Annotated in this window: 21 protein-coding genes; all 21 read left to right on the top strand. The window is 61.5% G+C overall.

Going from position 1 to position 22,119, the window contains the following annotated elements; all coding sequences use genetic code 11:
• The first annotated feature begins 1 nt into the window (after position 1).
• The 21 genes from thrB to RQH14_RS07285 all read left to right on the top strand — a co-directional run bounded on the left by thrB (position 2) and on the right by RQH14_RS07285 (position 22,022).
• Positions 2–976 (top strand): homoserine kinase, encoded by a 975-nt coding sequence (gene thrB / locus RQH14_RS07385; protein ID WP_311212668.1) that lies wholly within the window; start codon positions 2–4, stop codon positions 974–976.
• Between the two features lie 301 nt (positions 977–1,277).
• Positions 1,278–3,437, top strand: a complete 2,160-nt coding sequence (gene rho / locus RQH14_RS07380) for a transcription termination factor Rho (RefSeq protein ID WP_311212667.1) — start codon at positions 1,278–1,280, stop codon at positions 3,435–3,437.
• Positions 3,438–3,689: 252 nt separating this feature from the next.
• Positions 3,690–4,763 carry a peptide chain release factor 1 gene (gene prfA / locus RQH14_RS07375; protein WP_311212666.1) on the top strand — a complete coding sequence of 358 codons (1,074 nt, stop codon included), beginning with the start codon at positions 3,690–3,692 and terminating at the stop codon, positions 4,761–4,763.
• Positions 4,764–4,796: 33 nt separating this feature from the next.
• Positions 4,797–5,669, top strand: coding sequence for a peptide chain release factor N(5)-glutamine methyltransferase (gene prmC, locus RQH14_RS07370; protein WP_311212665.1), 873 nt, complete (start codon positions 4,797–4,799; stop codon positions 5,667–5,669).
• A gap of 12 nt (positions 5,670–5,681) precedes the next feature.
• The gene (locus tag RQH14_RS07365; protein WP_311212664.1) at positions 5,682–6,596 is read left to right on the top strand and encodes an L-threonylcarbamoyladenylate synthase; all 915 of its coding nucleotides are present in this window, start codon (positions 5,682–5,684) and stop codon (positions 6,594–6,596) included.
• A complete protein-coding gene (locus RQH14_RS07360; protein ID WP_311212663.1) occupies positions 6,593–7,378 on the top strand; it encodes a WecB/TagA/CpsF family glycosyltransferase in 786 nt (261 codons plus the stop codon). Before RQH14_RS07365 ends, RQH14_RS07360 begins: the two co-directional genes overlap by 4 nt.
• Positions 7,379–8,335 (top strand): glycosyltransferase, encoded by a 957-nt coding sequence (locus RQH14_RS07355; RefSeq protein ID WP_311212662.1) that lies wholly within the window; start codon positions 7,379–7,381, stop codon positions 8,333–8,335. It begins immediately after the preceding gene.
• A gap of 282 nt (positions 8,336–8,617) precedes the next feature.
• Complete coding sequence (locus tag RQH14_RS07350; protein ID WP_311212661.1) at positions 8,618–9,730, top strand: MraY family glycosyltransferase; 1,113 nt, start codon at positions 8,618–8,620, stop codon at positions 9,728–9,730.
• A 119-nt stretch (positions 9,731–9,849) separates the two neighbouring features.
• Complete coding sequence (locus RQH14_RS07345; RefSeq protein ID WP_311212660.1) at positions 9,850–10,341, top strand: hypothetical protein; 492 nt, start codon at positions 9,850–9,852, stop codon at positions 10,339–10,341.
• A complete protein-coding gene (locus RQH14_RS07340; protein ID WP_311212659.1) occupies positions 10,328–10,663 on the top strand; it encodes a hypothetical protein in 336 nt (111 codons plus the stop codon). Before RQH14_RS07345 ends, RQH14_RS07340 begins: the two co-directional genes overlap by 14 nt.
• 81 nt (positions 10,664–10,744) lie before the next feature.
• Entirely contained in the window at positions 10,745–11,545 is an 801-nt protein-coding gene (gene atpB / locus RQH14_RS07335) for a F0F1 ATP synthase subunit A (protein ID WP_026540137.1), read from the top strand.
• A gap of 77 nt (positions 11,546–11,622) precedes the next feature.
• On the top strand, positions 11,623–11,826 hold the full coding sequence (gene atpE, locus RQH14_RS07330) for an ATP synthase F0 subunit C (protein ID WP_009356484.1): 204 nt from the start codon (positions 11,623–11,625) through the stop codon (positions 11,824–11,826).
• Between the two features lie 56 nt (positions 11,827–11,882).
• A complete protein-coding gene (locus tag RQH14_RS07325; RefSeq protein ID WP_026540138.1) occupies positions 11,883–12,440 on the top strand; it encodes a F0F1 ATP synthase subunit B in 558 nt (185 codons plus the stop codon).
• On the top strand, positions 12,440–13,267 hold the full coding sequence (locus tag RQH14_RS07320; protein WP_311212658.1) for a F0F1 ATP synthase subunit delta: 828 nt from the start codon (positions 12,440–12,442) through the stop codon (positions 13,265–13,267). The genes RQH14_RS07325 and RQH14_RS07320 overlap by 1 nt, the downstream gene beginning before the upstream one ends.
• 84 nt (positions 13,268–13,351) lie before the next feature.
• Positions 13,352–14,989: a F0F1 ATP synthase subunit alpha gene (atpA, locus tag RQH14_RS07315; protein WP_089597491.1), complete on the top strand. Its 1,638-nt coding sequence runs from the start codon at positions 13,352–13,354 to the stop codon at positions 14,987–14,989.
• 76 nt (positions 14,990–15,065) lie between these two features.
• Positions 15,066–15,956: a F0F1 ATP synthase subunit gamma gene (locus RQH14_RS07310; protein WP_089595533.1), complete on the top strand. Its 891-nt coding sequence runs from the start codon at positions 15,066–15,068 to the stop codon at positions 15,954–15,956.
• 84 nt (positions 15,957–16,040) lie between these two features.
• Positions 16,041–17,492 (top strand): F0F1 ATP synthase subunit beta, encoded by a 1,452-nt coding sequence (atpD, locus tag RQH14_RS07305; protein ID WP_089595532.1) that lies wholly within the window; start codon positions 16,041–16,043, stop codon positions 17,490–17,492.
• Between the two features lies 1 nt (position 17,493).
• Positions 17,494–17,778, top strand: a complete 285-nt coding sequence (locus RQH14_RS07300; RefSeq protein ID WP_026540143.1) for a F0F1 ATP synthase subunit epsilon — start codon at positions 17,494–17,496, stop codon at positions 17,776–17,778.
• Positions 17,779–17,788: 10 nt separating this feature from the next.
• Positions 17,789–18,220 carry a DUF2550 domain-containing protein gene (locus RQH14_RS07295; protein ID WP_089595530.1) on the top strand — a complete coding sequence of 144 codons (432 nt, stop codon included), beginning with the start codon at positions 17,789–17,791 and terminating at the stop codon, positions 18,218–18,220.
• A gap of 5 nt (positions 18,221–18,225) precedes the next feature.
• A complete protein-coding gene (locus tag RQH14_RS07290; RefSeq protein WP_311212657.1) occupies positions 18,226–19,524 on the top strand; it encodes an alpha/beta hydrolase-fold protein in 1,299 nt (432 codons plus the stop codon).
• Entirely contained in the window at positions 19,521–22,022 is a 2,502-nt protein-coding gene (locus tag RQH14_RS07285) for a DUF2156 domain-containing protein (RefSeq protein ID WP_311212656.1), read from the top strand. Before RQH14_RS07290 ends, RQH14_RS07285 begins: the two co-directional genes overlap by 4 nt.
• The last annotated feature ends 97 nt before the right edge of the window (positions 22,023–22,119 follow it).

Here is a 22,119-nt window from a genome sequence, read left to right as displayed (position 1 = left end):
AGTGGAATCAACGCAGCCCACCGCGACTGATCGTGCGCTCGTCGCGGCAGGCCAGCGGCTGACCGTCAAGGTCCCCGGTACAAGCGCCAACCTGGGCCCCGGCTACGACAGCCTCGGCTTGGCCTTGTCCATTTACGACACCTTGACGGTGGAAACCCTCAGCACCGGAGAGCTTGAGTTCGAGCTCTCCGGTGAAGGGGCCGAAACCCTTCCCCGGGATTCCAGCCACCTCGTGGTGCGCGCCATTGATCTTGCGCTGGATCGCCTCGGCTACCAGCATTCCGGGCTGAAAATCACCGCGGACAACGTCAATCCCCACGGACGTGGCCTCGGATCCTCGGCTTCTGCCGTGGTAGCAGCTGTGACCGCCGCCAACGCCTTGGTACCGGAGGAATCGCGGAAGGATCGCGATTGGATCCTGCAGTTGACCAGCGAGATGGAAGGCCACCCGGACAACGTCGCACCCGCGATTTTCGGCGGACTGGCGCTGTCCTGGCAGGACAGCGAGCAGTACAGCAGTACCAAAGCAGACGTCGCGCCGTCGGTCGTCCCCGTAGTCGCAGTCCCGGACTTCGAATTGTCCACGGAGACCGCGCGCGGTTTGCTCCCGGCATCCGTGGGCCATCATGCAGCGGCCATGAATTCCGGACGCGCCGCCCTGCTGATCCACGCCCTCACGGCGCAGCCGTCCTTCCTGTTGCCTGCGACCGAGGACTACCTCCACCAGAGCTACCGTGCACAGGCTATGCGCCCCAGCGCCGACCTCATCGCGGCGCTTCGGTCCGCAGGCCACGCGGCCGTTGTTTCCGGTGCGGGACCTACTGTGATGGTGCTGGCCAACGGGGAAAGCGAAGCCGCCACTGTTGCTGATTTCATTGAGTCCTACACGGCGTCCAACACACCCGACATTGGCTGGCGCGTGATGACGCTGGCTGTGGACGTTCAAGGTGCTAGAGTGGAAGTGCACCGCCGGTAAAGCCGCGGGCAGTTCCCTGATTTTGGATCTCGGTGTTTCGCCGTACCTTTCGTCAACTGTGCCAACGTTGGTGGTGTCGTCTCTTTCCGGCCTGTCTCAGGTGCCGAGATCTCTCTGTTTCCTGAACATTCAGCCGGCTGTCCGGGCAACCGGATCCAGTGATGGCGATCAGTATCCGGCCCTGTTGGCCACAATCCATCAGGCACGGCCCAATCACCGGCTGCAGATCTGAACTGCAGCCCAGAACAAATCATCGCGTCCAGCTCTCGCTCTGGACGCCGTCGAGGGGGAAGGATCCTTCGTGACAGAAACCACTGAGCTGGCTTCAGCTGTGGACACAACATCTTCTGCTGCTGAGTCGTCAACAGCAGCAACCACCAAGAGCAGCGGCCTTGCAGGCCTTAAGCTCGCCCAGCTTCAGGCTCTCGCGAGCCAGTTGGGCATCTCCGGGGGATCGCGTATGCGCAAGGGGGATCTGGTTACCGCCATTTCCGCCCATCGCGCCGGCACCTCCACCACCAAGGCACCCGCCAAGGCCAGCGCCTCGGCAAAGGGAACCACTGCGGTGGCCAAGGAGGCCCCGGCAGTGGAAGCCAAGGCTTCAGGTGAGTCCAAGGGCAAGGCTTCCGATAACGGTGCCGTTGCCGAGGCAACTTCCGAGGCTCCGGCCCAGGAAGCTCCCCGCGGTCGTGGTCGTGGGCGTAGCCGCCGCGCCACCAGTGATGGTGTGGTAGCTGCTGTTGAAGCCGCTGCTGCGCCTGCTGAGACCGCTGCTGCGCCGGTTGCTGAAGCACCGGCAGCACCTGAAGCGGCTGAGTCCGGCACCGAGCGTCGCCAACCGCGCACCCGCAACCGCCGCCGTGGCGAAGCTGCTGCAGCACCTGTTGAAGCAGCCGAAGCCCCCGCAGCCGAGCAGCGTGCTGACCGCACCGAACAGCGTGAGCAGCGTGCCGACCGCACCGAGCAGCGTGAGCAGCGTGCCGACCGCACCGAACAGCGTGAGCAGCGTGCCGACCGCACCGAACAGCGCGAACAGTCAGATTCGGGCGAGCAGCGCGAACGCCGTGACAACACCCGCGGCCGCCGTGAAGAGAACAACGACGGCGATGACACCGGCAACCGCCGCAACCGCCGCAACCGTCGTGACCGCAACGACCAGAACGACCGCAGCGACCGTCGGGGAGGTCAGGACAACCGTGACGGAAACACCCGCAGCGACCGCTTCCGCGACCGGAACGAACGTCGCCGTGGCCGCGCGCAGGGACCGGATGTCGACGACGTCGAGGTCACCGAGGACGACGTCCTGCTTCCCGTAGCCGGTATTCTGGACGTCCTGGAGAACTACGCGTTCATCCGTACGTCCGGCTACCTCCCCGGGGCAAACGACGTTTACGTCTCCCTGGCACAGGTCAAGAAGTACAACCTCCGCAAGGGCGACGCCGTTGTCGGCGCCATCCGCGCACCCCGTGACGGCGAAGACCGCAGCCAGCAGTCTGCCCGACAGAAGTTCAACGCGCTGGTTCGCGTCACTTCCGTCAACGGCAAGACTCCGGAAGAGCTCAAGGACCGCGTCGAGTTCGCCAAGCTCGTACCGCTGTACCCGTCCGAGCGCCTCCGCCTCGAGACTGACCCCAAGAAGATCGGCCCGCGTGTCATTGACCTCGTGGCCCCGATCGGCAAGGGTCAGCGTGGCCTGATCGTCTCCCCGCCGAAGGCCGGTAAGACGCTCATCCTGCAGTCCATCGCGAACGCCATCACCACCAACAATCCTGAGGTTCACCTCATGATGGTTCTGGTTGACGAACGTCCTGAAGAAGTCACGGACATGCAGCGCACCGTCAAGGGTGAGGTCATTGCTTCCACCTTCGACCGTCCCGCCGACGACCACACCACGGTTGCCGAACTTTCCATTGAACGCGCCAAGCGCCTCGTGGAAATGGGTATGGACGTTGTAGTCCTGCTGGACTCCATGACCCGTCTTGGCCGCGCCTACAACCTGGCAGCACCGGCCTCCGGCCGTATCCTGTCCGGTGGTGTGGACTCCGCAGCCCTGTACCCGCCCAAGCGGTTCTTCGGTGCTGCCCGCAACATCGAAAACGGCGGCTCGCTGACCATCCTGGCAACGGCCCTCGTTGAGACCGGCTCCAAGATGGACGAAGTCATCTTCGAAGAGTTCAAGGGCACCGGCAACATGGAGCTCCGCCTGTCCCGCCAGCTGGCGGACAAGCGCATCTTCCCGGCCGTGGACGTCAACGCGTCCGGTACGCGCCGCGAAGAGAACCTGCTCTCGCCCGAAGAAGTCAAGATCATGTGGAAGCTGCGCCGCGTCCTTTCCGGCCTGGAGCAGCAGCAGAGCCTTGAGCTGCTGACCAACAAGATCCGGGAGACGCAGAGCAACGTCGAGTTCCTCATGCAGGTTCAGAAGACCACGCTCGGAGCGAAGTCGGACAACGACAAGTAGCTGTGCTCTAACCGCTCAAAATATGCCGGCCCCGCCCCTACGCCGGGTAGCTTCCGATCTACGATCGGAAACTACCCGGCTCCGGCAGGCCCGAAGCCACTCCCTGGCCGGCATATTTTGAGCGGTCTTTGTTTAAGGAATCCTTGGCCCGACACCACGTGAGGTCAGAAACGGCCCAGTGGGCCCCAGATGGGCTGTGCGTGACCCCACGATGCAGTTATTAGACTTGTAGAAGTCGAAAGAGGTTTGAAAATGTTTGAGTCCGTACAGGGATTGCTTGATGAGCATGCTGCTATTCAGGCGCAGCTGAGTGATCCTGCTGTTTATGCCGATCAGTCTGCGGCCCGGAAGTTGGGGCGGCGGTCCGCTCAGCTTCAGGGCATTGTGGAGGCGTACAACAAGTGGCGCGGGCTCAATGATGATCTGGAAGCAGCCAAAGAGATGGCTGATGAGGATCCCGAATTCGCCGCAGAAGTTGTGCAGTTGGAGGAGCAGGTTCCCGCTGCGCAGGAGCGTCTGCGCCGTCTGCTGATTCCTCGTGATCCCGACGACGCCCGCAACGTCATCCTTGAAGTCAAGGGCGGCGAAGGTGGCGACGAAGCTGCTTTGTTCGCCGGCGACCTTCTGCGCATGTACATGCGCTACGCCGAATCGCGGGGCTGGAAGACCGAAATGATTTCGGCCACCGAATCCGATCTTGGTGGCTACAAGGATGTTGCCGTGGCCATCAAGGGCAACTCCAACGATCCCGCGCAGGGCGTCTTCGCGCGTTTGAAGTTCGAAGGTGGCGTGCATCGTGTGCAGCGCGTGCCCGTTACCGAATCCCAGGGCCGCATCCACACCTCGGCTGCCGGCGTGCTGGTGCTTCCCGAGGTGGACGAGCCTGAAGAGCTTGAGATCAACCAGAACGATCTCAAGATCGATGTCTACCGTTCCTCGGGTCCGGGCGGCCAGTCCGTGAACACCACCGACTCCGCTGTCCGCATCACCCACTTGCCTACGGGCATCGTGGTGGCCATGCAGAACGAGAAGTCCCAGCTGCAGAACCGCGAAGCCGGCATGCGCGTTCTCCGCGCCCGCCTTCTGGCCCACCAGCAGGAACAGATCGACGCCGCCAACTCGGAGCAGCGCAAGTCGCAGATCCGCACCATGGACCGTTCGGAGCGCATCCGCACGTACAACTTCCCGGAAAACCGCATTGCGGACCACCGCACCGGGTACAAGGCGTACAACCTCGATGCCGTCATGAACGGTGACCTGGAGCCTGTGATCCAGTCGGCCATTGAGGCGGACGAGCAAGCACGACTGGACGCCATCGGCGAATAGCACCCTGCCGCACATCAACAGCAGAGTAGATCCATGACGTTTTACCAAGGCCAGAGCCTCGCGGACGCAGTTCGCGAGGCCACTGCCGTTCTCACCGAGGCCGGTGTCCCCACGCCACGCGTGGACGCGGAGTTGCTTGCCGAACACCTGCTGGGTGTGGGGCTGGGACGCCTGCGGGCCATGCTGCTGGGCGATGCTCCCGCGCCGGATGGCTATGGAGAACTGGTGCAGGAGCGGGCGGGACGTGTTCCCCTGCAGCACATCACCGGCGTCGCCTATTTCCGGTACCTTGAGTTGCGCGTGGGTCCGGGCGTTTTCATTCCCCGGCCCGAAACGGAGTCGGTGGTCCAGCTGGTCATTGACCACGTGGCAGGAATGCCGAACCCCAAAGTGGTGGACCTCGGCACCGGATCCGGTGCGATCGCCGGCTCGATTGCCCACGAGGTGCCGGGCGCTGACGTCCACGCCGTGGAATACAGTATTTTCGCGCACGCTTGGGCTTCGAAGAACCTGGAGCCGCTGGGCGTCACCCTCGTGCAGGGCGATCTCCGGGACGCGCTGCCCGAACATAACGGAACTTTCGACGTCGTCGTCTCCAACCCGCCGTATATTCCGGCAGAGGCGATACCCACAGAACCTGAAGTCGCGCTCCACGATCCTCCCGAGGCACTGTACGGTGGGGGAGCGGACGGCATGGAACTCCCGACGGCGGCAGCGGCCTCCGCGGCCCGGCTCCTGAAGCCCGGCGGCTACTTCGTGATGGAACACGCAGAAGTCCAAGCCGGCTGGATCGCCGGGATGTTGCGCCGCACGGGACGTTGGAACAACGTCACCACGCATTTCGACCTGAACGGCAAGGAACGTGCCACCAGTGCGGTGCTGGCAAGCACCGCACCTGATGAGTGAAAGAATAGCGCTGTGACCACAACCTACAACTGCACTTCCGATGACCAGCGTGCCGAGGGACTTCAGCACGCCCAGCGTGCCATCAGCGAGAAGAAGTGCATCGTGCTGCCGACGGACACTGTGTACGGCATCGCCGCGGATGCCTTTTCGCCCCTGGCTGTGACGATGTTGCTGGCCTCCAAGGGACGCAGCCGGCAGATGCCTCCTCCCGTGCTGATCCCCAGGATCAACGCCTTGGATGGCCTCGCCACGGACGTACCGGCCGACGCCCGCGCGCTGGCACAGGCTTTTTGGCCAGGTGGGCTGACGTTGATCCTGCACGCACAACCCTCTTTGGATTGGGATCTGGGCGATACCAAGGGCACCGTTGCCCTGCGTATGCCCGACGACCAGATTGCCTTGGAACTCCTCGGGCTCACGGGCCCTCTGGCCGTATCATCGGCCAACCGCACAGGCCAGGAAGCAGCCCAGACCGCTTCGGAAGCGCGCATGCAACTGGCCGAATCCGTAGACGTGTACCTTGAGGGCGGATTCCGGCCCGTGGAAGGTACGGCGGCGCTGCCGTCCACGATTGTGGACGCAACTGCCACCCCGTTCCGAGTAGTTCGCCAAGGAGCCATCTCCTTGGAAAGCCTCCGTGCGATCGTTCCGACCCTCCTCGGCTTTGGAGAGTCTGTATCCGCAGACGTTCAGCAACCTGCTGAAGCGACAGCATCTGAAGAAGCGGTTGCCGAAGAAGGGGCTGAAGAAACAGCCGTCGCGGATGAGGCAGTTCCGGGGGCTGAGCCTGTCGCGGAGACAGCCACCGTGGGCGACGCCCCGTTTGAAGTGACGGAAACCGCCGTCGTCGAACCGACGCCTGACGACGACTTGACTGCTGGCAGCGATGTGGAGCCGCCGGCCTCACGAGAAGCCAAGTCCGAATGATTCCGGACCGCCAGCGCGTCCCCGTCCTCGACGTCGACGCTACTCCGTTGCGCGTCAATGAACTCATTGAGGCCATTGGCGGGCTCATTGCTGCGGGGACCACAAGCACAGTACTCGGCCACAACCTGCACAGCATCACGCTGTTCCATTCCTGTCCGGATGTCCGCGCCCTGTATGAGAAGAGCTCGATAATCCTCCTGGATGGGGCCCCCGCCACGTTGCTGTGGGGGGTTTCCCGGAAGCGGCAGGGTTTGCCCTTGAGCGAAGGGGCCATGGCGTACCGCCTGGGCTCCATGGACTGGATCCCTGAACTCGGCAAGGTTCCCGGATTGCAGCGGGTTGCTGTGATCGGCGCCGGCCGGGAGGCCAATACCGAAGCGGTGGCCCGCCTGCGTTCCATCATTCCCGGCGCCACGGTGGACGGTATGCCCGGCGAGGGCTGGGATGACGCGCTCGAAGACGCCGTAGTGGGCTGGCTGGGCACCTTCCGGCCGCAGCTGGTGCTGTTGGGTCTGGGGATGCCGCTCCAGGAACATGTCCTGCATCGCCGGCTGGGGGAATTGCCGCCGGCTACGTATTGCGCCGTTGGAGGCGCTATCGAGCAAGTTGCCGGCATCCAGAAACTGGCGCCGCGCTGGCTGGGGAGGCTGGGGCTCGAATGGGCCTGGCGGCTGGTCCTCCACCCGGGCCGGGTTGCCTACAGAGTTTTCCTTGAGCCGTGGAAGCTTGCCGGCCTGTTGGTTCGGCGCCGTTTTCAATCACCCAAGACCAAAGGCAAGTAAATGACGTCCCAAGCTGTTGTGGTCGCCGTCGTGGTGACTTATAACCGGCGTGAACTCCTCCAGACCACTCTGGCGGGCATCGCGGCCGGCACCCGGGTTCCGGACGCCGTCGTCGTGGTGGACAACGCCTCCACTGACGGAACCGCAGAGTACCTGCGGGACTATCAGGGGCCGTTGGCTACGGACGTAGTCACGCTCACCGCCAATGTGGGCGGTGCTGGTGGATTTGTGGTCGGAATGGAACGCGCCCTGCTGGATCACGGCGCGGATCACGTCTGGATCATGGACGATGACACAGAACCCCAACCAGCCGCCCTTTCCGAAGCGCTGGATGTTTCCACTGCTTATCAGCAGGAAACAGGAGATACGCCGGCCTTCGTTGCCAGCCGCGTGGTCTGGACCGACGGCCGGGACCACCCCATGAACCGTATGCGTCCCCGGATGGGTGCCAGCGAAGAAGCACGTACCGCTGCTGCACGCGTCGGTGCCACGCAGATTCGCAGTGCTTCCTTCGTCTCCGTGCTGATCCGTGCCGAAGAGATCAGGAAATACGGCCTGCCCATCGCGGACTACTTCATCTGGAACGACGACCTTGAATACACTGCCAGGGTCTCGCGCAGGGGAACAGCACTGACCACGGAAGCTTCGGTGGCCAATCACCACACCAAGGTCTTCGGCGACGCCGGTGCTGACCCTGGACCGCGCTTCTACTACGAGGTTCGGAACAAGCTGTGGGTTTACACCCGTTCCAGTGCCTTGGCGCCGTGGGAAAAGGTTCTTTTCACGGGCGCGTCGTTGCGTAACTGGACCCGCACCATCGCGGCCTCGCCCAACCGCAAAGTGCTGCTGGGCGGGCTTCTCAAGGGCCTGCGCCACAGCTTCAAAGCACCGCGTTCCAATGCGCAGGTGCTTGAGGGAATCTACGCGTTGCGGAACGTCCAAGGGCCAGCCAGCTGACAGATACGCAGCTACAACCCAGTCAAACAGGCGGGGGTCTTGCGGCTGCGTCACAGGGTGGTCACGGCCGTTGGCATTAGTATCGTGACTAGAGTCCACAGAAATCCCGCAACATTCGGCACAGCCGGTGCAGGCATGGCGACGGAGTAGTTCCATTTATCCACACACAGAATTCCACACCTCAAGGTGCCCGGAAACCACCGGCTTTCAGGCGACGCGTCGGCAGCGTCAGTACATTGCCATTTCCGGAACAGTGGGCGGGCTGCTCCCGGGAGCCGCATCATGATCATGTATCTGCTGATGGCACTCACGGCTGCCGTGGTGTCCTACGCGGGAACGTGGGGTGCCCGCGTGGCCGGAAACAAACTGCGCTTGTACCGTCCCATCCGCAGCCGCGACATGCACTCCGCCCTGATTTCCAAGCTCGGGGGATTGGGCATCTTTGCGGGCTTCTTCGTCGCCTTGGTAGTTGCCGGCAACTCTTTCTTCGTGAAGGACATTTTCAGGCACAACGATGCGCCCTGGGGGATCCTGGCCGGTGCTGTGGTGATCGTAGCCGTAGGGGTGGCAGATGACATCCTGGACATCCGGTGGTGGATCAAGCTGCTGGGCCAGGGCGCTGCCGCCTTAATCGTGGCACTGTGGGGCGTCCGGATGTCGGTGGTGCCATTCATCCCGGAACCGATTTTCCTTGAGTCTGAGATCCTTCAGATTGTGCTCACTGCGGGACTCATTGTCACCACCATGAACGCCGTCAACTTCATTGACGGGCTGGACGGTTTGGCAGCGGGAGTGGCCATCATTGGTGGCGGCGCCTTCTTCCTCACGGCCTATTGGGTCCACAGGAACAATCCATCCACCGACAACTCAGACCTTGCGACCCTCTTGATGGCCATCCTGGTGGGAAGTTGCATCGGGTTCCTGCCACACAACTGGTTCCCGGCAAAAATCTTCATGGGTGACTCGGGGGCCATGCTCATCGGGCTGCTCATGGCGTCAGCCGGCGTCGTAGCGACGGGGCAGATCGGCTCGGGACTGTATGACCGTGCCAACGGCATCCCTACGATTGTTCCGATCTTGCTGCCTTTCGCGGTTCTGTCCCTGCCCCTCCTGGATCTCGGGATGGCGGTGGTCCGCAGGACTGCGAGGGGTCAGTCGCCGTGGTCGGCAGACCGTGGGCACCTCCACCACAAACTGGTGGACCTCGGATACTCGCACCGCGCCGCCGTTGTCATGCTGTATGTCTGGACGTGCATCCTGGCTTTCGGTGGCGTCGCATTCGCCGTCTTCCCGTGGCAGATTGTGCTCATTGTGGTCATCGCGGCGGCGCTGATCATGGCCGCTGTGACTGCGTGGCCCTACTTCACACGTAACTCGGCGCGTCCGGGGGAGTAGTTGTGACGGCTGGTTATCGTCACAGTTCTATCTCATGTAGAATTCTTTCTGCGGACAGTCACTCGCCCGTAACCCCACTTTGAGAATATGGCACCTGTGCCACGAGGATTGGTATCCCCATGACATCCAACGCCGAAACCGGACGCCCGTCCGGTAAACGTGGTGTTGGAGTCTCCGGTGAGACGTCGAACCTCTGGCTGCGGTTGCTTCTTCTGAGTGCCTCGGCCGCAGTCGCGGCCACTGCAGTCACCTGCGTGATCGCGGCCGTGATGAACGGCGGTCAGGGCGCCCTTTCAGTGGCGTTCGGCGCCGCACTGGTCATGCTCTTCTTTGGCATCAGCCTTTTGATCGGCCACTATGTAGGCCGCAACAACCCTTCAGGTGCTGTTGGCCTCTTTGTTGCTACGTATTTCATCAAAGTGGTCGGCTTTGCCGTAGTACTGTTTGTGCTCGGTGCGCCGGATTGGCTCCACCAACGCTGGTTCCTGATTGGCGCCGTGGTCACCGTTGTCTTCTGGCAGGCGGCAGAAATCTATGGTTTCAGCAAGGCCCGCCTTCAGATCTACAACGATCCTGAAGAAAAGAAGGGTGGCCCGGATGTCTCCGCGTAAGCGATATTCACGCCCGGCCGCACAAGCCCAGCAACCTGGAAAAGCCAATGAAACCGCGGAAGCCGGAAACGACGGCGGATACAACGCCGGCATCGCCGTCTTCAGCTACATCGTTGGCGGGATCATTGTCTGGAGTTTGATAGGCTGGGGTCTGGATAATCTGTGGGGGACCCGCTGGATTGTGCTCCTTGGCGCTCTGCTGGGAGCCGCAGGAGGGTTCTATCTTTCCCATATGCACGGCCTCACCAGGCAAAGCTCTTCTTCTGGCGAGAGCAACGCAGACAGCGGTCCGTCCACGGACGGGGACAGTAATGCCAAATAATTTCACATGGAATACGGATGCGTCCAACGCGCCCGGATTCCAACCAATGCCCAATGATGGACACAGCAGAGAGGAAACGCGTTGATCGCGCTTGCGCTCCCCGCCCAGGATTCGGGGTCATTCACCCCACCCGGAATCGACGAAATGCACCTGCCGGCAATCCTGCCTTGGGGTGCGCACGACGGATTCTCCAAGCAGATGCTGCTGGTAATCCTTTCGGTCGTCATTATCGCTACATTCTTCATCCTCGCTGCACGAAAGCAGCAGCTGGTTCCCGGCAAGCTGCAGTTCGCAGGCGAGATGGCCTATGGCTTCGTCCGCAACAGCATCGCCAAGGACATCATCGGCGGCAAGGACTTCATCAAGTACGTCCCGCTGCTGTTCAGCTTGTTCTTCTTCATTCTGGTGAACAACATCTATGGCGCGATTCCCGTCATTCAGCTCCCGAGCTTCTCCCACGTCGGTGGAGCTTATGTGCTGGCCGGCATCGTGTACTTCACCTGGATTATCATCGGCATCAAGAAGAACGGACTGAAGTACTTCAAGCTCGCCACCGTTCCTTCGGGTGTTCCGTGGTACATCCTCCCGATCGTGGTACCGATCGAAATCATCTCCAACTTCCTGGTCCGCCCCGTCACTCACAGCCTCCGTCTGTTCGCGACCATGTTGGCAGGCCACTTGATCGTCATGCTCGCCGGTTCCGGCATCGAGTACTTGGTCATGCAGGAAAACGTCCTCTTGAAGGGCACCTCGGTTCTGGTCCTCGTCGGCGCTGTCGCCATGTACATGCTCGAGGCACTGATTATGGCCCTGCAGGCTTACGTGTTCACCCTGCTGACCGCGATCTACATTGAAGGCGCCCTGCACGCCGACAGCCACTAGGCACAAAATCTTCCCCTGATGGGGATTGAAGTAAACCAAACAACCTGCCACATGGGTGGCATCTTGAAAGGAAAAAAATGGAAGGCAATCTCAACCTCGTAGGTTACGGTCTGTCCGCAATCGGCGGTGGTATCGGTGTGGGTCTCGTATTCGCGGCTTACATCAACGGTGTTGCTCGTCAGCCGGAAGCTCAGCGCGTGCTGCAGCCGATCGCGTTCCTTGGTCTGGCACTGACCGAAGCTCTCGCCATCCTCGGACTCGTCTTCGCGTTCGTTCTCTAGTCTTCGGATTTAGAACGAAGCGAATTCCGCAACCGAGTAGATAGGACGGGTGAAATATGAATCAGCTGATCATCTCAGCCGCCACTGAAGGCGAAGAGGCCGCCAACCCTCTCGTTCCCAATGTCTGGGAAATGGGCGTCGTCCTCGTCGGCTTTGCGGTCCTCCTGTACATCGTGGTCAAGTTCATTGTCCCGATGTTCGAGAAGACCTTCGCAGAGCGCGCCGAAGCAATTGAAGGTGGCATTGCAAAGGCCGAAGCGGCCCAGGCGGAAGCTTCTGCAGCTCTTGAAGAGTACAAGCAGCAGCTCACCGATGCCCGCGCCGAAGCCAACCGCATCCGCGAAGAAGCACGCGCCGAAGGCGCCCAGATCCTTGCGGACCTGAAGGCCAAGGCTGCAGCGGAGTCTGCACGCATCACCGAGCAGGCACACGCTGCCATCGAATCGGAGCGCCAGGCAGCTGTTGTCTCGCTTCGTTCCGAGGTAGGCACCCTGGCCACCACGCTGGCCGGCCGCATCGTTGGTGAAGCACTCACCGACGACCAGCGTGCCGCACGCGTTGTGGACCGCTTCCTTGCAGATCTGGAGACCCAGAGCGCAGGTGCAGCTAAGTAATGGCAGGTATATCGAGCGAATCGCTGACCACAGCACTGGCGCAGTTGGAAGCCAAGCTTCCCTTCGCCTCGCTGCAGTTGGCTAAGGACCTCTTCGGAATCCTGGGAACGGTGGACAGCTCGGCTGGCTTGCGCCGCGCCCTGACTGACCCGTCCCGCAGTGGAGACGAAAAGTCGGCGCTGGTCAAGCAGCTGGTTGGCGGGAAAGTCTCCGCTGATGCTGCTGAAATTGCGGGCGGACTGGCCAGCTCACGCTGGGCATCGGCACGTGATATCGGCGATGCACTCGAGACGCTTGCCGCCACGGTTGTTATTGCCGTAGCTGAAAACAAGTCGGCCGTTTCTGCCTCCGGTATCACGGGGCTGGAAGAGCTGGAAAACGATCTGTTTGCCTTCAACCAGATCGTCGCCTCCAGCCACGAAGTACAACGTGCTCTGTCTGAGCCGCAGGGATCCCCTGCGGCGAAGATTGCACTGGCCGAGAAGCTTGTTCCTGGCAGCAGCGAGGAAGCAAAGGTTCTCATCAGCCAGGCAGTTACGCAGCCGCGCGGTGTCAAGCCGAGCAAGCTCGTCGATTCTTTCGCCAAGCTTGCAGCCAAGCGTCAGCAGCGCTGGATTGCAACTGTCAGCGTTACCCGTCCGTTGACGGAAACGCAGGCCAGCCGTCTGCAGGCCGGGCTTGACGCCCTGTACGGCCGCGAACTGAAGGTCAACCTCAACGTTGACCCCGCCCTGATTGGTGGAATCCGTGTCCAGGTTGGTGACGAAGTGCTCGATGCTTCGGTTATCGCCCGCCTGTCCGAACTCCGCCGTCAGCTCGCTGGCTAGCCAGACTAAGCACAACTTAACTGATATAAAACCCGGTCATCGTGAGCAACGATGATCACGAAAACAGGAGAGCAGGGACTGCAGATGGCCGAATTGACCATCAACGCCGACGACGTCCGTAATGCGTTGAACGAGTTCGCGGCGTCCTACGAACCCGGTAACGCAGAGCGCGTAGAGGTTGGTCGTGTGACCACCGCAAGTGACGGCATCGCCCGTGTTGAGGGTCTTCCCTCGGTCATGGCGAACGAGCTGCTTCGCTTCGAAGATGGCACGCTGGGCCTGGCCCAGAACCTTGACGTCCGCGAGATCGGTGTCATTATCCTCGGTGACTTCACCGGTATTGAAGAAGGCCAGGAAGTTCACCGTACCGGTGAGATCCTGTCCGTTCCGGTTGGCGATGCCTTCCTGGGCCGCGTTGTCGACCCGCTGGGCCAGCCGATCGACGACCTCGGCGAGATCAAGGCCGAGGGCACCCGTGCACTGGAACTCCAGGCTCCGGGCGTTACCGAACGCAAGTCGGTTCACGAACCGATGCAGACCGGCCTCAAGGCTATCGACGCCATGATCCCGATCGGCCGCGGCCAGCGTCAGCTGATCATTGGTGACCGCCAGACCGGCAAGACCGCCATCGCCGTGGACACCATCATCAACCAGAAGGCCAACTGGGCTTCCGGAGATGTCACCAAGCAGGTTCGCTGCGTATACGTTGGTGTCGGCCAGAAGGCTTCCACCATCGCAGCCGTCCGCCAGACCCTCGAGGATCACGGCGCGCTGGAGTACACCACCATCGTGGCGTCCCCGGCATCGGACCCCGCTGGCTTCAAGTACCTTGCACCGTACGCAGGCTCGGCCATCGGCCAGCACTGGATGTACGGCGGCAAGCACGTACTGGTGATCTTCGATGACCTGTCCAAGCAGGCCGAAGCCTACCGTGCAGTTTCCCTGCTGCTTCGCCGTCCGCCGGGACGCGAAGCTTACCCGGGTGACGTTTTCTACTTGCACTCCCGTCTGCTGGAGCGTTGTGCCAAGCTCTCCGACGAGCTCGGTGCAGGTTCGATGACCGGTCTTCCGATCGTCGAAACCAAGGCTAACGACGTCTCCGCATACATCCCGACCAACGTGATCTCCATCACCGATGGCCAGATCTTCCTCCAGTCGGACCTCTTCAACGCCAACCAGCGTCCTGCTGTTGACGTCGGTGTGTCCGTCTCCCGCGTTGGTGGCGCTGCACAGGTCAAGTCCATGAAGAAGGTCTCCGGTACCTTGAAGCTGGACCTGGCCCAGTACCGCGACATGCAGGCATTCGCCATGTTCGCCTCGGACCTGGATGCTGCTTCCCGTCAGCAGCTGACCCGTGGTGCACGCCTGATGGAACTGCTGAAGCAGGGCCAGTACTCACCGTTCCCGGTTGAGAACCAGGTTGTATCCATCTGGGCCGGTACCAAGGGTTACCTGGACGACGTTCCGGTTGAGGACATCAGCCGCTTCGAGTCCGAGTTCCTGGAGCACCTCGCGCACAAGTCCTCCATCCTGACCACGCTGGCTCAGACCAACGTCCTGGATGACGACACCGCTGCAGCCTTGAAGGAAGCCATCATTTCCTTCAAGAAGGGCTTCTTCGGAGAAGGCGACAACCACCTGGTTGGCGCCGGCCACGAAGAGCACGCAGCGATCTCCGGCGGCGACGTCGACCAGGAAAAGATCGTCAAGCAGAAGCGCTAGTTCCGATCACCTGCCCTGCCGGGGTCCGCAAGGGCCCCGGCAGGGCAGCACATCGGGAACTTAGGAAAGGATAAGTATGGGAGCCCAGATTCGGGTCTACCGTCAGAAGATCAGCTCGACGACGTCGATGCGCAAGATCTTCAAGGCGATGGAACTGATCGCTACCTCGCGCATCGGTAAGGCCCGCGCCCGCGTAGCAGCTTCACTGCCCTACGCGAACGCGATTACCCGCGCCGTTTCTGCTGTCGCAACTCAGAGCGAAATCGACCACCCGCTGACCACCGAGCCGGAGCAGATCCGCCGCGCCGCAGTCCTGATCATTACATCGGACCGTGGCCTTGCAGGATCGTACTCCGCGAGCGTGCTCAAGCAGGCTGAAGGTCTCACCGAGCTTCTTCACGCAGAAGGCAAGGAAGTCAAGGCGTACCTGGTTGGCCGCAAGGCGCAGGCGTACTTCGATTTCCGCAACCGGTCATATACCCGCGTATGGACCGGTGGCACGGACGCACCGGAATTCGAAACCGCACAGGAAGTCGGAGCTGCACTTCTCGAAGACTTCTCCACTGACTTCGAAGAGGGTGGCGTGGATGAGATCCACGTCGTCTACACCCGCTTCAAGTCGATGGTGACGCAGGAGCCCACGGTTATCCGTTTGCTCCCGTTGGAGGTCGTCGAAGAGGAAGCAGCCTCGGAATCCGAGCTGTTGCCGTTGTACGAGTTTGAACCGGAAACAGAGCAGGTGCTTGACGCACTGCTTCCGCGTTACATCGAGTCCCGCATCTTCGCAGCCATGCTGCAGGCCGCTGCTTCCGAGCTCGCAGCCCGCCAGCGTGCCATGAAGTCGGCCGGTGACAACGCTACCGATTTGATCAAGAAGTACACGCGCCTTCGCAACACGGCCCGCCAGGCCGAGATTACGCAGGAGCTTTCCGAAATCGTTGCCGGCGCCGACGCCCTCGCGTCCTAGCCTGCACCGGATTCGGTTCGAAGCCGCACCTGCAACAAACAGATAAACTTAACCCCACGCCATCTACTGAGTGAAGTGAGAGAGATGACTGCCACTGCTACCGAACACGTAGCAACGGCCGGTGCCACCGGCCGCATTGCCCGTGTTATTGGTCCGGTTGTCGACGTCGAATTCCCGGCTGACGCAATCCCCTCGATTTACAACGCTCTGACCACTGAGATCACTCTCAACGGCCAGACGAAGACCATCACGTTCGAGACCTCCCAGCACCTGGGTGACAACCTCGTCCGCGCCATCTCCCTGCAGGCAACCGACGGACTCGTCCGCGGTACCACTGTCCAGGACTCCGGCGCTCCGATCTCCGTGCCCGTCGGCGACGGCGTTAAGGGCCACATCTTCAACGTTCTCGGCAAGCCGCTGGACGTCGAAGAGTCCGAGATCAAGGCTGACGCCTACTGGCCGATCCACCGCAAGGCTCCGGCCTTCGCGTCCCTCGAGGGCTCCACGGAGATGCTCGAGACCGGTATCAAGGTCATCGACCTTCTCACCCCGTACATCAAGGGTGGAAAGATCGGCCTGTTCGGCGGCGCCGGCGTTGGCAAGACCGTTCTGATCCAGGAAATGATCACCCGTGTTGCCCGCAACTTCGGTGGTACTTCCGTATTCGCCGGTGTCGGCGAGCGTACCCGTGAAGGTAACGACCTCTGGGTTGAAATGGAAGAGGCAGGCGTCCTCAAGGACACCGCCCTTGTATTCGGTCAGATGGATGAGCCGCCGGGAACGCGTCTGCGCGTAGCCCTGTCGGCCCTGACCATGGCGGAGTACTTCCGCGATGTCCAGAACCAGGACGTGTTGCTCTTCATTGACAACATCTTCCGCTTCACCCAGGCAGGCTCGGAAGTTTCCACGCTGCTCGGCCGTATGCCGTCCGCTGTGGGCTACCAGCCCAACCTTGCCGATGAGATGGGTCTCCTCCAGGAGCGCATCACGTCCACCAAGGGTCACTCCATCACGTCGATGCAGGCCATCTACGTGCCGGCTGATGACTACACCGACCCGGCCCCGGCCACGACCTTCGCACACCTCGACGCGACCACGGAACTTTCCCGTGAAATCGCATCCCGTGGTCTGTACCCGGCCGTTGACCCGCTGACGTCGACTTCCCGCATCCTGGATCCCCAGTACATCGGCAAGGATCACTACAACACGGCTGTCCGTGTTAAGCAGATCCTGCAGAAGAACAAGGAACTCCAGGACATCATCGCCATCCTCGGTGTTGACGAACTGTCTGAAGAGGACAAGATCGTCGTGTCGCGTGCACGTCGTATCCAGCAGTTCCTCTCCCAGAACACCTACACCGCCAAGCAGTTCACCGGCGTCGAGGGTTCCACCGTGTCCATCAAGGACACCGTGGAAGGCTTCACGGCCATCTGCGACGGCGAGCTGGACCACATTGCAGAGCAGGCGTTCTTCAACGTCGGCGGCCTGGATGACGTCGAGCGCCAGTGGGCCAAGATCCAGGAACAGACCAAGTAGTATGGCTGAGCTCGAGGTTGAGATTGTCGCAGCGGACCACTTCGTGTGGTCCGGCGCGGCCAAGATGGTGAAGGCCCGCACCAGCGATGGTGAAATCGGAATCCTGCCGGGCCACTCGCCCCTTCTGGCCATCCTGGCCGAGGGCGAGCTGGCAATCCAGCCGGTTTCCGGTGACCGTATTGCGGTAGTTGTCGACGGCGGGTTCTTCTCCGTTGACAACGATCGCGTGGTCATTGTTGCTGACAACGCCAAATTGGGCGAAGCGGCTACAGCGGGGATCCGATAGCACGACCTTGATGGACGATTCCCTTATTCCGTTCATCGCCCTGGCAACAGCGTTTACGTTGCTGATCATTTCACTGTGCCTGTTCGGGGTGCGCCGCTTCAACCTGCGGCGTGCCCTGGGCACGGTAGACGCCTCCATTTGCACGGCTGGAAACAGCTGGCAGATGGGGGTTTGTCGTTATCAGGACAATGAGCTGGAGTGGTTCCGCTTGATGTCCTTGAGCGTGATCCCCAAGCACAGATTTACGCGCAGTTCGCTGGAACTGTTGGGCCGCCGCCAACCCACGGAAGATGAACTCGTCAGGGTGCAGCCCGGCGTTGTGGTTGTTGAATTGCAGTACGAGGGCAAGAAGTTCATGCTCGCCATGAACTTCGACGCCTATGCAGGGTTGTCCTCCTGGCTGGAGGCCGGTCCGGTCATCGGCGTCGGTACCTGGCGCTAGGCGTTATGGATTTTCTTTCCGACGTCAGCCTGGTTGGTGGTCCGTTCCTCTGGTTCAGCATTGCTTGCGGTGCTGCCGGTGGAATGTACCTGCTATGGCGACGACGACGATCCTGGCCCCTGGTTGTCGTGGGCTCTCTCGCTGTTTCTGCAGGCATCGTGGCGTTGGTCCACTGGATCCTGGTGGACCTCATGGCCACTTTTTCAGAGAACCTGCCCTTTGAGACTCTCGCTTGGTCTGTGCCGGCTGTCGCGGCTGTCCTTCTTTGCGCAGCCCGCTTTCCACGTAACTCCGGTAAAGGCCGCTCCCTCAGCGTCCTGGCGATGCTGGGGGTCGTCCTCTTGAGTGCGGTCCAAGTGAATCTCTACTTCGGGCTGAACAACTCGGTAGGAGATTTGCTGGGTACTGCAGTGGCCCGCATTCAGCCGCTGGAGGCCGGCCTTCAACGGAGTCCGGACAGTAAGCCCGGCCCCGCCCTTAAGGGGTGGAAAGCGCCGGAGTCCATGCCGGCCAACGGTATTTTGCGCAAGGCCGACATCCCCGGGACCACTTCCGGTTTCACTGCACGGGAAGCGTACATCTACCTTCCCCCCGCGTATCAGGCTGAACCCCGCCCCAAGCTGCCCGTGCTGGTGCTTTTCTCAGGGCAGCCCGGTGGCCCGGCCGACTGGTTGACGGGCGGCCAACTCCGTTCCCAACTTGACCGCTTCGCTGAAGCCCACCACGGAGTAGCTCCGGTGACGGTGGTGGTGGATCCGAACGGGTCAAACGGCGCCAACACCATGTGCATGGATAGCCTGATTGCCCCTGCGGACACATACCTCTCCAAGGATGTTCCGGCCTGGATCACCTCCACGCTGGATGTTTCCAATGACCCTCAGCTGTGGGCCGTGGGCGGTTTCTCGTTTGGGGGAACATGTGCCATGCAGATGGGTACAGCCCACCCGGAGCTCTTCCCCACAGTGCTCGCGTTCTCGGCGGAACGGGAACCTGCGTTGGCCAAGGATCGAAACAAGACCATTCAGGACTCGTTCGACGGCGATGCAGCGGCTTTCGAGTCGAGGACGCCTTTGGCCTTGATGCAGCAACGCACTTATGCCGGAAGCGGTGCCTACCTCACGGCCGGCGAAACGGACCACGAGTTCACCGACTACATGCATGAGCTCGCTGAGGCGGCCCGGAGCGCGGGCTTCGCAACAGAAGAACATTCCGTTCAGCATGCAGGACATTCCTGGGACGCGGTTGTCCGGGGAATGCCTGGTGCCTTGGGTTTCCTTGCCGACCGCTGGAGGCTGTCCCCATGAGCCGTGCCCTCAAGGGTGTGATCAAGCCGGCAATGCTGCAGGCGGGCAAGCACATGCGTGCCACACCGTTCACCCTGCTGGTGCTGAGCTTGTTTGTGGCGTTATCCCTGGTTTCGGGCAGTTTCCTGTCCGGTCCGCCGGAACCGTGGCTTGCTTTCGCAGGCGTATCACTTGACGGTCTGCGGTCGGGAGAATGGTGGTCCATCTGGACATCGCTGTTCTTCACCACCAATCCGTTGGCCTATGCCACAGCGGTCCTCATGATCGTGTTTCTTCTGGGGCTTGCCGAGCGGCACCTTGGATCACTCAAAACGGCGGGTGTGTTCCTGGGCGCTCAGTTCGCCTGCGTTTCGGCTTTCCTCTTGGTCACCCAGGTGGCGCAGCACTCAGATGACGGCTGGCTGTCACGGATGGCAGACACCCGGCTGATCGGTCCCTATGGCGCAGCTCTGGCGACTGCTTTGGCGGCCAGCGCCCTGCTCCCTTCGCTGTGGCAACGGCGCCTGCGCACGGTGGCCCTTTCGGTCTCCTTGCTCTTGGTGCTCTACGTGGGGCACGCCGAGACTGTGGTGGGTTTCCTGGGGGCCCTGATCGGCTTGGCCGCCGGGTGGTGGATGCAAAGCAGCCAGGGGCATCTCCATCTGCATCGCTCTACGGGCAGGGAAGTGCGGAACCTTCTGTCGTTGACCATGGCAATCTTCGCTGTGGGGCCCATCGTTACCGCTGCGGCGAAGAGTCCGTCCGGTCCCCTCGCATTGCTGCGGGACGTCATCCTGAATCCTTTGCCCACGCTCAGCCAGTTGGAAAGCAGTTGCGGCGGAACCATTGATGTTGCCTGTTTGGAGGTGGGCCGCCAAGGCTATACCGGCCCGTGGGGTTTGGCGCTGGCAGTGGTGCCCGTAGTCTTGCTGCTCATTTGTGCCGACGGCATGAGGCGTGGACGCAGGTTGGCCTTGGGGATCGCGATTGCGGTCCAGCTGGTAGTGGTGGTGTTGTCAGCGATCTACCTCGGCCTCTTTGCCGGGATGCCCAGGCTGCAGGGACGTCCCCACGTGCCGATGCTGAACTCGGCCGTGGTGCACCTGATCCCGCTCGTCCTGGTGCCGCTGGGGCTGGCTGTGCTGCTTTTTGTCTACCGAGGCCACTTCCGGGTGGTGTCCTCGGATCGACTCCGGCGCAGGATTTTCTGGTTGGTGGGCCTGACCGGGGCAGGGCTTGGCATCGCCTACACCGCGGTGTGGTTGGCGTCCGGCGGCATGGACCGTGACGGCGGCTTGCTGGGATTGGCTGCAGAATTGGCCAGGCAGTACCTCCCCGTTCCACTGCCGGGCGTTTACCGGAAGGTCTTCGCCGAACGTGATGTCCTGGAGGTGTTCCTTTTCTCCTACTCCGGAACGGTGTTCTGGTTGGTGGCGCTGGTGGGCGTATGGATCCTGCTCATCCGTGGACACCACTCCGGCGGACTCGACCACCAAGCCCGCCAGAGAGCCCGCACCCTGGTCAAGTCCGGGGGTGACTCCTTGTCTTGGATGGCGCTCTGGGAACCCAACAAATATTGGTTCAACGGTGAGGGCACCGGGGGAGTGGCTTACCAACAGCATGGTCACGTGGCCTTGACGCTGGCTGGCCCGTTTGGGTCGTCGGGACATCGTCTGGAAACCGCCAGGGGTTTCCTCGAGTACTGCACCCAGCAGGCGTTGATACCGTGCTTCTACTCCTGCACGGATGAGCTGTGGCCCATGCTTCAAACGCGGGGGTTCCGCAGGGTGGCTGTTGCCCAGGAAACCCGCCTGCGGATCAGGGACTTGGAATTTCGGGGCAAGGAGTGGCAGAACGTCAGGACATCACTGAACCGCGCCAAAAAACTGGGGATAAGGGCCAGTTGGGGCCGCTACTCAGAACTCTCGCATGGCGTGCGCGCCCAAGTCACTGAGGTGTCTGAGGAGTGGGCGGCCCAAAAGAAGATTCCCGAGATGGGCTTCACCTTGGGCGGCCTGGACGAATTGGAGGACGACGACGTCCTGTGCTGCGTTGCCGTCGATGAGGCCGGTTTCGTGTACGGGGTCACCAGTTGGCTTCCGGTTTACGAGGATGGCCAGGTTGTCAGTTGGACGCTGGACTTCATGAGGCGGCGTGGGGACACCTTCCCGGGAGTCATGGAATTCCTGATTGCCTCGGCCATCCTGCACTTGCGTGGCTCCGTAGAGGTCATCTCACTGTCCGGTTCGCCCTTGGCCAGGGAGAAGGGCGAGATCGAACAGCAGGCTGAGGGCCTGGCGGGAATTCTGGATGCTGTGGGGCAGGCACTGGAACCCGTTTATGGATTCAGGTCACTGGCTTCTTTTAAGTCGAGATTCCAGCCCGAGTACCGAACGTTGTACCTGTATTACCAAGACCCGTTGCACCTTCCGGCAATGGGGCGGGCACTAAGCCGCGCCTATCTCCCCGGATTGTCGGTACGGCATTCGGCGCGGCTTCTCCGGACCCTCGTTGCTTGAATAGTCAACCCCCATTCACCAGGACCAGTTCGACTTTCTTCAGGGTTATAGGACAAAACGTGTGTATGGGAGGGGCTTGCTTCCCAGTGATCGCGCG

The sequence above is a fragment of the Arthrobacter sp. WCS2018Hpa-7 genome (assembly GCF_031843805.1).
Taxonomy (GTDB): domain Bacteria; phylum Actinomycetota; class Actinomycetes; order Actinomycetales; family Micrococcaceae; genus Arthrobacter.
The sequence above is the reverse complement of the archived record's forward strand: the minus strand, read 5'-3'. Positions and strand labels throughout refer to the sequence as shown.

Coding starts and splice junctions, on each gene's coding strand:
- RQH14_RS07355 (WP_311212662.1), top strand. CDS start 7,379: ATGACGTCCCAAGCTGTTGTGGTCGCCGTCGTGGTGACTTATAACCGG.
- prfA (WP_311212666.1), top strand. CDS start 3,690: ATGTTTGAGTCCGTACAGGGATTGCTTGATGAGCATGCTGCTATTCAG.
- RQH14_RS07360 (WP_311212663.1), top strand. CDS start 6,593: ATGATTCCGGACCGCCAGCGCGTCCCCGTCCTCGACGTCGACGCTACT.
- RQH14_RS07345 (WP_311212660.1), top strand. CDS start 9,850: ATGACATCCAACGCCGAAACCGGACGCCCGTCCGGTAAACGTGGTGTT.
- atpE (WP_009356484.1), top strand. CDS start 11,623: ATGGAAGGCAATCTCAACCTCGTAGGTTACGGTCTGTCCGCAATCGGC.
- RQH14_RS07300 (WP_026540143.1), top strand. CDS start 17,494: ATGGCTGAGCTCGAGGTTGAGATTGTCGCAGCGGACCACTTCGTGTGG.
- RQH14_RS07320 (WP_311212658.1), top strand. CDS start 12,440: ATGGCAGGTATATCGAGCGAATCGCTGACCACAGCACTGGCGCAGTTG.
- RQH14_RS07295 (WP_089595530.1), top strand. CDS start 17,789: ATGGACGATTCCCTTATTCCGTTCATCGCCCTGGCAACAGCGTTTACG.
- atpA (WP_089597491.1), top strand. CDS start 13,352: ATGGCCGAATTGACCATCAACGCCGACGACGTCCGTAATGCGTTGAAC.
- RQH14_RS07350 (WP_311212661.1), top strand. CDS start 8,618: ATGATCATGTATCTGCTGATGGCACTCACGGCTGCCGTGGTGTCCTAC.
- RQH14_RS07310 (WP_089595533.1), top strand. CDS start 15,066: ATGGGAGCCCAGATTCGGGTCTACCGTCAGAAGATCAGCTCGACGACG.
- RQH14_RS07285 (WP_311212656.1), top strand. CDS start 19,521: ATGAGCCGTGCCCTCAAGGGTGTGATCAAGCCGGCAATGCTGCAGGCG.
- atpD (WP_089595532.1), top strand. CDS start 16,041: ATGACTGCCACTGCTACCGAACACGTAGCAACGGCCGGTGCCACCGGC.
- RQH14_RS07325 (WP_026540138.1), top strand. CDS start 11,883: ATGAATCAGCTGATCATCTCAGCCGCCACTGAAGGCGAAGAGGCCGCC.
- RQH14_RS07290 (WP_311212657.1), top strand. CDS start 18,226: ATGGATTTTCTTTCCGACGTCAGCCTGGTTGGTGGTCCGTTCCTCTGG.
- prmC (WP_311212665.1), top strand. CDS start 4,797: ATGACGTTTTACCAAGGCCAGAGCCTCGCGGACGCAGTTCGCGAGGCC.
- RQH14_RS07340 (WP_311212659.1), top strand. CDS start 10,328: ATGTCTCCGCGTAAGCGATATTCACGCCCGGCCGCACAAGCCCAGCAA.